This window comes from gamma proteobacterium symbiont of Lampromicra miyakona (assembly GCF_059730895.1).
Genome location: NZ_AP035932.1, coordinates 3,076,872 through 3,089,204 on the forward strand (window position 1 = coordinate 3,076,872; position 12,333 = coordinate 3,089,204).

Genomic DNA, 12,333 nt, shown 5'->3' on the forward strand with positions numbered 1-12,333 from the left:
GCGTGAGAACAGCGTCAGTGCGCCGCTGGACGGCAGTGCTGATCCCAGAGATCGTTGTGGTTGTTGATGGCGCGCACGGTGCGAATGTCCATGCGTTCGGCGTCATTGCCGTGGGTATAAATCGGGGAAAAGAGTGAACAGGCGGAGTCGATCACGACGGGCGCCTCAGGGCTGGTGATATTTCGACTGCTGCAGCTTGTCGCGAGCAGCAGCGTCATCAAGATTACCGTTGCGGGTTTCCACACGTCTGGCCTCCTCACGCAGCTGTTGCTGCTGGTGATTAACTTCAACCGCCTGCGCGGCGGTCTTTTCGGCCTGCGCAACATCAGCTTTCGCCTGCTGCTGCACCTTGCCGATTTTTTTACCGCCGGCGTAGCTGGCAATCAGCGCGGCAATCACGCCGCCAATTGCTGCCAGCCAGTGCCAGCTGCCGGCAAGCTGAGAAAGAAGAAAGCTCATGGTTTGTCCTCCAGCGTTTTCCTCTGCTCCACCAGGTTCTTCTGACGCACGAACTGCGCCAGTACGCCCATCGCCACCATGAAGGCACCGATCAGGCCGAGATAGTTGTGCGGCAGGATCTCTTTGATATCCGCCGGCAGCGCGTTCCATGCATCCAGCGCTGACGAGGGAAACGACTGCACCCAGGCGCTGAGCATCGAACCCAGCGACGCCAGCCACACCGACCAGGTTTTAAACAGCAGGCGCGCGTGTTTAACAAACTCCAGCGTGGTGAAGCGCTGCAGCAACAGCAGCAGGATGATGGCCGCCAGCACGGCGATAACGAACAACAGCCAGCGCATGTTCATAACAGCCCCCTGTAGATGTCGTAGGTGCCCGTGCGCATCACTTCGGCATGACGCCGGGCGCGCCCCGCAGTTTGCCGCGCCCACAGGCTATCGAGCATGGCGTTCGCCGCCGCGTCGAAATCGCGTTGCGTCACCGCGGTGAGCATGCCGCGAAACAGCGCCAGACCGTCGACGCCCATCTGGTAGGCCATGCTGATCAGCACATCGCTGCGCGCCTCATTGCATTGACTCAGTGCCTGCTGCACCAGTGCGCGCTGCTGCATCTCCTGCACCTTGCCCTCAACGATGCACTGCTTCCACACGTCACCAACGCGGCGCGGCACGCGGAAGATATAGTGGCTGAGCGACGCGCCTTTCGGCCCGATGCGAATACCGCCCGCAACGGTGGGAAACCCCTGCGTGTCGAGGTAAGGCGCTTCGCGGTATCCCTCTTCGAAATTCAAAATGGCAATGATTTGGCTCATAACGGTTCCTCTTTGACGGGCGCAACGGCATGAAAAGCTGCGCAAATAACCACAACACATAAACCTCGCTGATCGGTTGCGCCGGGCGACAGGCAGCCGTTAAGCGCAACGCTCAAGCGCAACTAAACAGTGAGGAAAGGTGAAACGTTCCGTTCAGAACTGGAAAAACAGCAGAGAATTAACGCACGGCGTACAGATGAACGTGGGGCAAACAGCAGTTATCAAAGCTGGGGTTGTCGTTGCAGGGCCGCGCAGGCGCCAGTACTGCGCGGTCTACCCGGGAGCGGATTTCCCGCTGGCAGATGCGCTCGGCGGTGCGCAGGGTGATCTCATCACACTCCAGGCCCAGGGCACTGTCGATGCTGCGCTTCAGGCGGCTGAGCGGCTGACGCCGCCGGTGGCGACGGGTGCGCGCGTTACCGCTAAAGACTGATTTGCCATATTGAATAATCGCCATAACTCCTCCTGTGAATGAGTCTTTGGCGATGGGGTGGTGAGCACGGCGATTCGGCACAGACCGGGACGTCCGTGGCCCCTCTGCAATCACCCGCAACTGGCTTGCCCGGCCGTAAAAAACGGCCAGGTATAAGCAGAGGAGAGTGAAAGCAGAGGACAACTGACGACGCTGCTAAGTGCGTATCCACCCCATCCCAAAATTCACTGACTTTGGGTGGGTTGTCTCGCGCTTGTGCAGCGCCTCAATTGTTTAAGAGCGGGCTCATCCGGGAGCAGAGATGTCGTCCATCTATGGTCAAATTATTAACAGGTTCTAATGCATTGGCAAACACTGACGGTTAATTTTTTATTTACCGCCAGTTAAATTTTTGATTTCAGCCGGATTATTTTTTTTGCCGGTTAGCGCACTGCTGCTCAGCCCAGAATCTGATAGTCACGCGCCTGGCTCATGATGACGCGGGCAATCACCTGCAGCGACGCCGCTTCGTCCAGCGTCAGGTACCAGGTCTCGTAGCGTTTGTTGTCGGAGATCACCGCCACCTTCTTGTGCTGTAACTGCAGCCGCTTGAGGTAGAGCTGGTTGTCGAGATTGAACAGATAGATGCCGTCGCCGTCGAAGCGGTGCACGCTGATATCGACAAACAGCTGATCGCGCGGAGCAAAAGTACCGGCCATGGAGTCACTGTTCAGGGCAATCAGCCGGATATTTTCGGCCGGACGGCCGTTAAACAGCACGCGCGCCTCATCCAGACCGTATTCAATCGCCTGAATGGTCTCGACCAGTTCGTCGCGCGCGACAATACCCTGTGCGCTGCGTTGCCCGATGTCCAGGCTTTCGACGCGGAACATGTGCTGCGGATCGATCAGGCGCTGACGGGCAAGCGCCACATCCGGTTTTTCCATGCCGAACTGCAGCCACTCCACGCGCACGCCTAACAGCTGGCTGAGCGCCAGCAGATTACTGTCATCCGGAATGGATTGCGCGTTAAACCATTTCCAGACCCCTGGAGTTGAGATCCTGCATCCCCGTTGTTGCAGTGCCTGAGCGACCTGTTTGTTCCGTCCATGTCCGACAATTCCCGCGCTCTCGCATGCGGCAATCAGCCTGGCAGTAAAAGCTTGTCTCGTACTCTCTTTTTTAACCATCAGTTAATAGTCTGCCATCAGTAAAAGACTGAATGTTATTTTCATTTTTGCTACCAGTTCATTTTATATTACCGCTAGTTTACTACCCAACCGCTTTTATCAATAAAGCTGGACGATCATTATCCTCTTCGCCCTGGTGGAAACCAGTAATGAATCTCTGACAGCTTGTTCTGACAGGGGTTTTCAGGATTGTTCTGTAACGCTGAGACCAGCACCCACAGCAAAAAATGGGCGAAAAGCCGCAGGCGCGCCACAGATGACAGGAATAAAACGAAAAGCTCTGGAAATAACTGGATCGAAAGCGATCAAAAAGGGCACCGCGTCAGGTGCCCATTATGATGCCGGAGAGAAAACTAACGGCGCAGGGTATCGTCGCCCCAGCCAATCCATTTGTAGGTGGTGAGCGCTTCGAGGCCCATCGGACCGCGCGCATGCAGTTTCTGCGTACTGACCGCCACTTCAGCGCCGAGACCGAACTGGCCGCCGTCGGTAAAGCGGGTGCTGGCGTTGACGTACACCGCCGATGAGTCGACCTGATTCACGAAGCGATTGGCGTTGCCAATACTGCGCGTCAGAATGCCGTCGGAGTGCTGGGTGCCGTGCGCGCGGATGTGCGCGACCGCTTCATCGAGGTCCGCCACCAGCTTGACGTTCAGATCGTTCGACAGCCACTCATCGTCGTATTGGTGCAACTGCACCGCCACCACGCTGGCCGGGCCCTGCTGCAGCAGCGCCAGCGCGTTTTCGTCGGCGTGCAGCGCAATGTTCTCCTGCGCCATACGCTGCAGAAACGCCGGAATGAAACGCTCAGCCTGATTGCGATGAATCAGCAGGGTTTCCAGCGAGTTACAGGCGCTGGGACGCTGTTTCTTGGCGTTAACAATCACCTCCAGCGCGGCGTCCGTCTCCATGGTTTCGTCGAGATAGAGATGGCACACGCCGATACCGCCGGTGATCACCGGAATGGTGGAATTTTCGCGACACAGCTTGTGCAGCCCGGCACCGCCACGCGGGATCAACATGTCAACGTAGCGATCAAGCTTCAGCAGCTGATTCACCAGTTCGCGATCCGGATTCTCAATCGCCTGCACCGCTGCTGCCGGTAAACCATGCTCGATGAGCGCGTTCTGGATCACCCGCACCGTGGCGGCGTTGGTGCGGTAAGTCTCTTTGCCGCCGCGCAGAATCGCCGCGTTGCCGGTTTTCAGACACAGTGACGCCACATCGACCGTGACGTTCGGGCGCGCTTCGTAGATCACCCCGATCACGCCAAGCGGCACGCGACGTCGCTCAATGCGCAGGCCGCTGTCGAGCAGCCCGCCGTCGATCAGCTGGCCAACCGGATCGGCCAGACGGCACACCTGGCGCACGTCGTCCGCGATGCCTTTCAGGCGCTGCGGGTTGAGCGTCAGACGATCGAGCAGCGCCGCACTCATGCCGTTAGTGCGCGCATCGGCCAGATCCTGCTGGTTAGCCGCCAGAATGTCGGCGCTTTCCGCTTCCAGCCGATCGGCGATGGTCAGCAGCACCTGATTTTTTTGTTCGGTGGAGAGCTCCGCCAGTTTGTACGACGCCTCACGCGCCGCTTTACCCATCTGTTCTAACATCATCCGCTCCTTAACTGACGATCATATCGTCGCGGTGCACCGCAACCGGGCCATATTCGTAACCGAGGATCTCACCAATCTCCTGACTGTGATGACCGGCGATCATGCGCATCGCATCGCTGTTGTAGCGCGTGACGCCGTGGGCGATATCGCGCCCTTGCAGGTTACGAATGCGGATCACTTCGCCGCGCGAGAAATTGCCCTGCACGTCACGGACGCCTTTCGGCAGCAGCGAACTGCCGCGCTCCAGCACCGCCGCCAGCGCGCCGTCGTCTATGGTGATCTCGCCCGCCGGTGGTGCGCCGAAGATCCAGCGCTTGCGGTTTTCCAGCGGTGACTGCTGCGCGTGGAAGCGCGTCCCCACCGGTTTGCCGTGCAGCACATCCCCGATCACATCCGGGCGGCTGCCGGCCGCAATAATCACGTCAATGCCGGCGCGACAGGCAACATCCGCCGCCTGCAGTTTGGTGGCCATGCCGCCGGTGCCGAGACCGGAGACGCTGCCGCCAGCCAGCGTGCGCAGCGCATCATCAATCTGATGCACATCGCTGATCAGTTCTGCCTCGGGATTGGTGCGCGGATCGGCGGTAAACAGGCCAGGCTGATCGGTCAGCAGCAGCAGTTTATCGGCACCGCCGAGCATCGCCGCCAGCGCGGACAGGTTGTCATTGTCGCCGACCTTGATTTCCGCGGTTGCCACCGCGTCGTTCTCGTTAATCACCGGCACGATATGGTTGTCGAGCAGCGCGCGCAGCATATCGCGCGCGTAGAGGAAGCGTTCACGGTCTTCCATGTCGGCGCGTGTCAGCAGCATCTGCCCGATATGGATACCGTAGATGGAGAACAGCTGCTCCCACAGCTGGATTAAACGGCTCTGCCCCACCGCAGCCAGCAGCTGCTTTGAGGCGATGGTCGGTGGCAGTTCCGGGTAACCAAGGTGTTCGCGACCGGCGGCTATTGCGCCTGAGGTGACGATGATAATGCGATGACCGGCGGCGTGCAGTTGTGCACACTGCCGAACCAGCTCCACCATATGCGCCCGGTTCAGCCGGCGCGATCCGCCGGTGAGGACGCTGGTACCCAATTTGACCACCAGGGTCTGACTGCCACTCATGTTTTTCCTGCCATGTAAGAAAAAAATCTGCGAAGGGACGTTTTAACAGGAGTCAGCAAGGAAGCCAACAGCGGCAAGGGGAAAAGCACAAAAAACGCCTGACAAGCGGGTAGACCAAAAGTTCGCGATTAACAAGAAATCAGAAAAAATGTCATAAAACCTTCATTGCCAGTCGGTAAAACGTCCCGTGTTTTACAAACCTTTTCACGGGTACAACAAATTTTACTCATTGGGATTGATAGCAAAATGAAGAAAAGCACACTGGCACTCATCGTTTCCGCGCTGGCTCTGGCCTCAACCGCACAAGCCGCAGAAGTTTATAACAAAGACGGTAACAAACTGGATCTGTACGGTCGTGTGAAAGGCATGCACTACTTCAGCGACAACGCAGCCGCTGACGGCGACAAAACTTACATCCGTCTGGGCTTCAAAGGGCAGACGCAAATTAACGACCTGATGACCGGCTACGGTCAGTGGGAATATCAGTTCCAGGGTAACCGCGCGGAAACCAACACCGACGCTAACATCGGTAACAAAACCCGTCTGGGCTTTGCCGGTCTGAAGTTTGGTAACTACGGCTCTGTTGATTACGGTCGTAACTACGGCGTGGTTTACGATGTGCTGGCATGGACCGACGTGCTGCCAGAATTCGGTGGCGACAGCGCCTACACCGACACCTACATGCTGGGCCGTACTTCTGGCGTCGCCACTTACCGCAACAGCAATTTCTTCGGTCTGGTGGATGGCCTGCGTTTCGCGGTGCAGTATCAGGGCAAGAACGATTCCACCAGCGCCAACGGCCGTTCAGAGATTCCTAAGCAGAACGGCGACGGTTACGGTGCGTCACTGGGTTACACCCTCGGCGATAGCGGTGTCAGCCTGATGAGTGCGATCTCCTCTGCTGACCGTACCAACTCGCAGGACGTGGCGACCCGTCTGGGCCGTGGTGACAAAGCGGAAGCCTGGGGCGCGGGCATCAAATATGATGCGAACAGCATCTACCTGGCGTCGACCTACTCTGAAACCCGTAACATGACGCCAATCACGGGCGGCGTGGCGAATAAAACGCAGAACTTTGAAGTGGTTGCGCAGTATCAGTTCGACTTCGGTCTGCGTCCATCGCTGGGCTATGTGCAGAGCAAAGGCAAAGACATTGAAGGCATTGGCGATGCGGACATCGTGAAATATGTCGACGTGGCGATGACGTACTACTTCAACAAAAACATGTCGGCCATGGTTGACTACAAAATCAACCAGCTGGATGACAACAACCCGCTGGGCATCAACAGCGATGACGTGGTGGCGGTCGGTCTGACCTACCAGTTCTAAGCGTCAGCATTACCCTGTCTGTGTCTGTAAAAAAAGAGCCGGCTCATCACCGGCTCTTTCTTATTCAGGTCTGACTCAGGTTCAGGCGCTGAGTTTAACCGGCTCTTCTTTGAACCCCGCCGCGGGCCTGAGATCAAGCTTAAACTCATGCAGCGTGGCTTTCAGGCGCTCGTGGAAATTACGCAGCGTGCTCTCCACTTTCTCATTGTTCTCTTTGCCCTTGATCGCGGCCACGCTCCAGTCGCCGTCTTTATCAAACAGGCCGAAGTGGTATTCGTAGGTGAAGTGATCTTCATAGGCGTTCAGCGTCATCCACCAGCCCCAGAACTCGCGGCTTTCCGGCGCCGGTTTGACGTTGACGCACGCTGCCAGGCAATCAAAGAAGAAACGCGTCTCTTCACACTGTCCTTCACGGATGTACGGCCCCAATTCGGTGAAGCGCTTAAGCAGGCGACTACGGGGGTGACCACTCGGTAACGTCATGCTAACTCTCTCCCTCAAATAAACCGTATAAAACGCAGTGCGGCGGCAAAACGCCACCGCACGTATTTTCCCGAAGATAAGTTGTAGCAGAGTCTGCGTATTTCGCCAGTTAGCGCTGCAACTGTTTTGCCAGCCAGTCACAAATTTGATTGAGCGCCTTCTCAAAGCTGGCAAACACTGGCGTGGCGGGAATCGCCAGCGCCTTGCCCTGCGCCGAGGAGCTGACGATCAGCTGCGCCTCCTCTTCCGGGCAGAACAGATCGTTGGGCCAGTAAGCGGCCAGCATCGGCACCGGCGTCCGGCGGCCCAGCAGGCCCTGCACTTTGAGCGAATAGCGGTTGAGCTCGATGCGCAGATTGCTGTCGGAGGTCGACGACATGCCCAGCCGGCTGGCCAGCATGTCCATATACATATCCGGCAGCTGCTGCTGGCGCTGCGCATCGACAAACACGTGATGCACCATCGGCCCGAGCGATGCCACCGCGCGCAGACGCGGCACCTCAAGGTAAGCCAGCCGCGTCGCCACGTTGGCGCCAAAGCGGTAACCGAACAGCGCCACGCGCGTGTGGTCAATCCACGGCACGTTGCTCAGCTCGCGCAGCACCTGCTGATGCAGCTGGCTGGTGTCCTGATTGAGCGTCCATTTGCTGCTGAAACCCACCGACGGCATATCCAGCGTCAGCATGGCGATGCCGCGCGGTGCCAGATAATCATGAAACAGCCGGTAATGGTCGCTCTGCAGCGAGTCGAGACCGCCGCACAGCAGCACGGTGGGATACGGCGCGCTGGCCTGCGCCGGCATATGCAGGAAGCCGGTGACCGGACTGCCGCCGCTGATGGGAAAGGTCAGGGATTTCAGCTCGCCGGGCAGGCGCTGGGTGGCTTCTTCATAAGCGCGATTCGCCAGCACCTGCGCCTGATCCGCCAGCTCATCGCCTTTAATGTAGGGATACGCGGCCAGGCTGTAGAGACTGGCGGCATGCAGCCACTGCTGGCCGGCCTCATCGTGATCGGCGTTCTGCATCGCGCGCTGCTGCCACAGCGCCGCCTGCTTCGACCACTCATAGTTCCAGTTGCCGCCGCGATAGCCAATCACCGTGTCCAGCAGCGTTTCGTCGGTGTGTTCAAACTTACTGACGGCAATGCGCGCCAGCACTTCGCTGATCTCCTGCGGTGCCAGGCCACGCCACGTCCACAGCAGCTTATTCAGCATGCGATACCAGCCGCGCTGGGTATCGCCTTCCAGGGCATTGTGCACCTGCGCCGTCGGGTGGTGCTGGCGATGCACCAGCGAGGAGGTTTCCGGGTGTTTGAAGCGGGGTTTGAACAGTTCTTCGCTGAGATTTTTCTCGGCCATCTTAAGCTTCTCCTGCGGCAGTCGCATAGATGGCTAAGAGTGTACTGCACCCGCCGCACGGGCGCGAGGCGCAGAAAGCACAACGCCCGGCATAACCGGGCGTTGTTTGCGTTGCATCAATCAGCTTTTTACAATCGGCGGAATGTACACCACGCCCATGTCCCACGGCTGCTCGATCCAGGTGTTCTGCGGAATATCGACAATGTAGTCGTCCACCAGCGCGCGGCCAGCCGGCTTGGCGAAGATGGTGCAGAAACGCGCTTTTGGATACATATCACGAATCGCCTGCGCGGTACCGCCGGTATCCACCAGATCGTCGATGACCACAAAACCTTCACCGTCGCCTTCTGCACGCTTCAGCACTTTCATTTCACGCTGGTGATCGTGATCGTAGCTGGAGATGCACACGGTATCGACGTAGCGAATCCCCAGTTCACGCGCCAGCAGCGATGCCGGAACCAGACCACCGCGGCTGACCGCGATGATGCCTTTCCACTGTTCCACAGGAAGCAGGCGCTGGGCCAGTTTACGGGCATGAATCTGCAGCATGTCCCAGGTAACGACGTATTTTTCGCTCATAAAAGGAATCCCGGCCAATGAGATTGGCTTAAAAATATGCAAGGGGGAAAAGGTTGCGCGAGATTATAAGGATCTGACGCGTTAAAAACCAGCACCCGTCACATCGGTTGCAGGTTTTTAGCGCGCCCGATGGCGCACCCGGCAGGAAACAGTGATATTCTCTGGCCCATCACGTCAGATGTGCTGACGGCGATCTTTCACTGGAAACCCGCGTGCGAGCGGTATGTCCGCCGCGCTGACACAGGAGACGCGTTGTGTCTGAATTGTCTCAACTTTCCCCGCAGCCGCTGTGGGATATCTTCGCAAAAATCTGCTCGATTCCGCACCCTTCTTACCATGAAGAAGCGCTGGCCGAATACGTTGTTGGCTGGGCTAAAGAGCAAGGTTTCTGGGTTGAACGCGATCAGGTCGGCAATATCCTGATTCGTAAACCTGCTACCGCAGGCATGGAAAACCGTACTCCGGTGGCGCTGCAGGCGCACCTTGATATGGTGCCGCAGAAGAACAATGACACGGTACACGACTTCACCAAAGACCCGATTCAGCCGTACGTTGATGGCGAGTGGGTGAAAGCGCGCGGCACCACGCTGGGTGCGGATAACGGTATCGGTATGGCCTCTGCGCTGGCGGTGCTGGCTGACAACAGCCTGACTCACGGCCCGCTGGAAGTGCTGCTGACCATGACCGAAGAGTCGGGCATGGACGGCGCCTTTGGTCTGCAACCAAACTGGCTGCAGGCGGACATCCTGATCAACACCGACTCGGAAGAGGAAGGTGAGATCTATATGGGCTGCGCCGGGGGTATCGACTTTATCACTACCCTGCCGCTGAGCCGCGAGGCCGTGCCTGCCGGTTTCGAAACCCTGAAGCTGACGCTGAAAGGTTTGAAAGGCGGCCACTCCGGCGCGGACATTCATCTTGGTCTCGGCAACGCCAACAAGCTGCTGGCGCGCTTCCTTGCCGTGCACGCGGCTGAGCTGGATATCCGTCTGATTGAGTTCACCGGCGGTACGCTGCGTAATGCAATTCCGCGCGAAGCGTTCGCTACGCTGGCCATCGACAGCCATAAAGTGGATGCGCTGAAGTCTGCTGCCGCCCATTTCCAGGCCACGCTGCAGAATGAGCTGGGCAGTAAAGAGAAGAACGTCGCCGTGCTGAGCGAGCCGCTGGCGCATCAGGGCCAGGCGCTGACCGCAGACAGCCGCGATCGCTTCATCAACCTGCTGAACAGCACGCCAAACGGTGTAATTCGCAACTCGGACGTGGCGAAAGGCGTGGTGGAAACCTCGCTTAACGTCGGCGTGGTCACGATGGAGCAGGACAGCGCCGAGATCATCTGCCTGATTCGCTCGCTGATCGACACCGGTAAAGATTGGGTAGTCGAAACCCTGACCTCGCTGGGTGCGCTGGCCGGGGCGAAAACCGCGCCGAAAGGCGGTTACCCGGGCTGGCAGCCGGATGCCGACTCGCCCATCATGGCGCTGACGCGTAAGACTTATGAAGCGCTGTTTGGTAAGACGCCAAACATTCAGGTGATTCACGCCGGTCTGGAGTGCGGCCTGTTCAAAAAACCATATCCGGACATGGACATGGTGTCGATTGGGCCAACCATCACCGGTCCGCACTCGCCGGACGAGCAGGTGCACATCGACAGCGTCGGTCTGTACTGGAAACTGCTGACCGCGCTGCTGAACGTGGTACCGGAAAAAGCGTAACGCCGTTGCGATAAAAAAATCCTGCCTCCGGGCAGGATTTTTTATTTACGGTAACGGTACCGTGTCAGGCGATCGCGCTGTAGCGCTCTTCCAGCGGCAGCTCAGCCATTACAACCCCAGCACCAGCTGGCGCTCCAGCTGCGGATTTACCAGCGTGACGTGCAGCCCCACCAGCCGCACACCGCGCCCGGCGCGGCGTTCATCCCAGGCCTGACGCGCCACAGCGATCATGTCGTCTTTATTCAGCACCGGCCAGACATGCTCCTGGGTGGTGAGCTGGAAATCGTTGAACTTCAGCTTTACGCCCTGACGTGCAATCTGCTTATCCGGGCGGATCGCGCTGAGACGGCGATCGAGTTCGGCGTAGAGAAAATCAATAATCTCCAGACACTGCTCCCAGTGATGAATGTCCTCACCCAGCGTACGCTCGACGCCCAGCGATTTGCGTTCGCGCTCCACCACTACGTCGCGATCGTCGATGCCGTTGCTGCGCTCCCACAGCACGCGGCCAAATTTTCCAAAGCGCTTCAGCAGCTGCGCCAGATCGGCCTGTTGTACGTCAGCGCAGGTGCGCAGTCCCATCTCTTCCAGCTTTTTGGTGGCCACTTTACCGACGCCGGGAATCTTGCTCAGCGGCAGCGTCAGCAGAAAGTCCGGCATCGCCTGCGGCGTGATCACATACTGGCCGTCTGGCTTGTTCATGTCTGAGGCGATTTTGGCGAGAAACTTGATCGGCGCAATGCCAGCCGACGCGGTCAGGCCGGTTTCGCGCAGGATATCGGCGCGAATCGCCTGCGCCATCAGCGTGGCCGATCCCTGGCAGTATTCACTGTCGGTGACGTCCAGATAGGCTTCATCCAGCGACAATGGCTCAATCAGTGGCGTATAGCGGGTAAAGATGGCGCGAATCTGCTGCGAAGCTTCTTTATAGGCGTCAAAGCGGCCGGGCAGCAGTTTCAGATGGGGACAGAGGCGCAGCGCCGTGGCGGTCGGCATCGCGCTGCGCACACCGTATTTCCGCGCCGGATAGTTGGCGGTGCTGATCACCCCACGCTGCACGCGGCTGCCGCCGATGGCAATCGGGATATCACGTAATGAAGGATCGTCGCGCATTTCCACTGCCGCGAAAAAGCAGTCCATATCGACATGAATGATTTTGCGCATACGCCCCTCCGGATACTGGATAAGTATACAGCAGAGAAAAACAACGGCAATATTTGTGGCGCGTGCGATTAAAGTTTACAAATTTGTGGTCGTATTCCCTTTAGGATTGCACC

General features: G+C 58.2%; 14 protein-coding genes. 2 read left to right on the forward strand and 12 right to left on the reverse strand.

Going from position 1 to position 12,333, the window contains the following annotated elements; translation table 11 throughout:
* Positions 1-14 precede the first annotated feature (14 nt).
* From AC6I8P_RS14480 to proB, 8 genes are all read right to left on the reverse strand, one after another.
* Positions 15-155, reverse strand: coding sequence for a hypothetical protein (locus tag AC6I8P_RS14480; RefSeq protein WP_021507269.1), 141 nt, complete (start codon positions 153-155; stop codon positions 15-17).
* 10 nt (positions 156-165) lie between these two features.
* On the reverse strand, positions 166-459 hold the full coding sequence (locus AC6I8P_RS14485; protein WP_021507270.1) for a hypothetical protein: 294 nt from the start codon (positions 457-459) through the stop codon (positions 166-168).
* Positions 456-800: a DUF7940 domain-containing protein gene (locus AC6I8P_RS14490; RefSeq protein ID WP_031279668.1), complete on the reverse strand. Its 345-nt coding sequence runs from the start codon at positions 798-800 to the stop codon at positions 456-458. The genes AC6I8P_RS14485 and AC6I8P_RS14490 overlap by 4 nt, the downstream gene beginning before the upstream one ends.
* A 2-nt stretch (positions 801-802) precedes the next feature.
* On the reverse strand, positions 803-1,270 hold the full coding sequence (locus AC6I8P_RS14495) for a lysozyme family protein (protein ID WP_021507272.1): 468 nt from the start codon (positions 1,268-1,270) through the stop codon (positions 803-805).
* 178 nt (positions 1,271-1,448) lie between these two features.
* On the reverse strand, positions 1,449-1,727 hold the full coding sequence (locus AC6I8P_RS14500; RefSeq protein WP_481657809.1) for a transcriptional antitermination N peptide: 279 nt from the start codon (positions 1,725-1,727) through the stop codon (positions 1,449-1,451).
* A 413-nt stretch (positions 1,728-2,140) separates the two neighbouring features.
* Complete coding sequence (locus tag AC6I8P_RS14505) at positions 2,141-2,872, reverse strand: S24 family peptidase (protein ID WP_031279669.1); 732 nt, start codon at positions 2,870-2,872, stop codon at positions 2,141-2,143.
* A 353-nt stretch (positions 2,873-3,225) separates the two neighbouring features.
* A complete protein-coding gene (gene proA, locus AC6I8P_RS14510; RefSeq protein ID WP_481658086.1) occupies positions 3,226-4,479 on the reverse strand; it encodes a glutamate-5-semialdehyde dehydrogenase in 1,254 nt (417 codons plus the stop codon).
* Between the two features lie 10 nt (positions 4,480-4,489).
* The gene (proB, locus tag AC6I8P_RS14515; protein ID WP_021507276.1) at positions 4,490-5,593 is read right to left on the reverse strand and encodes a glutamate 5-kinase; all 1,104 of its coding nucleotides are present in this window, start codon (positions 5,591-5,593) and stop codon (positions 4,490-4,492) included.
* A gap of 246 nt (positions 5,594-5,839) precedes the next feature.
* Here proB and ompC point away from each other — a divergent pair, with 246 nt between their 5' ends.
* On the forward strand, positions 5,840-6,922 hold the full coding sequence (gene ompC, locus AC6I8P_RS14520; protein WP_021507277.1) for a porin OmpC: 1,083 nt from the start codon (positions 5,840-5,842) through the stop codon (positions 6,920-6,922).
* 81 nt (positions 6,923-7,003) lie between these two features.
* Here ompC and crl read toward each other — a convergent pair whose 3' ends face one another.
* The 3 genes from crl to gpt all read right to left on the reverse strand — a co-directional run bounded on the left by crl (position 7,004) and on the right by gpt (position 9,341).
* A complete protein-coding gene (gene crl / locus AC6I8P_RS14525) occupies positions 7,004-7,405 on the reverse strand; it encodes a sigma factor-binding protein Crl (protein WP_021313042.1) in 402 nt (133 codons plus the stop codon).
* A gap of 109 nt (positions 7,406-7,514) precedes the next feature.
* The gene (gene frsA / locus AC6I8P_RS14530; RefSeq protein ID WP_059011004.1) at positions 7,515-8,762 is read right to left on the reverse strand and encodes an esterase FrsA; all 1,248 of its coding nucleotides are present in this window, start codon (positions 8,760-8,762) and stop codon (positions 7,515-7,517) included.
* 120 nt (positions 8,763-8,882) lie between these two features.
* Complete coding sequence (gene gpt / locus AC6I8P_RS14535; protein WP_021507279.1) at positions 8,883-9,341, reverse strand: xanthine phosphoribosyltransferase; 459 nt, start codon at positions 9,339-9,341, stop codon at positions 8,883-8,885.
* Between the two features lie 254 nt (positions 9,342-9,595).
* Between gpt and pepD the strand changes: the two genes are divergently transcribed.
* A complete protein-coding gene (pepD, locus tag AC6I8P_RS14540) occupies positions 9,596-11,056 on the forward strand; it encodes a beta-Ala-His dipeptidase (protein WP_021507280.1) in 1,461 nt (486 codons plus the stop codon).
* Positions 11,057-11,164: 108 nt separating this feature from the next.
* Here pepD and dinB read toward each other — a convergent pair whose 3' ends face one another.
* The gene (gene dinB, locus AC6I8P_RS14545) at positions 11,165-12,220 is read right to left on the reverse strand and encodes a DNA polymerase IV (protein WP_021507281.1); all 1,056 of its coding nucleotides are present in this window, start codon (positions 12,218-12,220) and stop codon (positions 11,165-11,167) included.
* Positions 12,221-12,333: the final 113 nt, after the last annotated feature.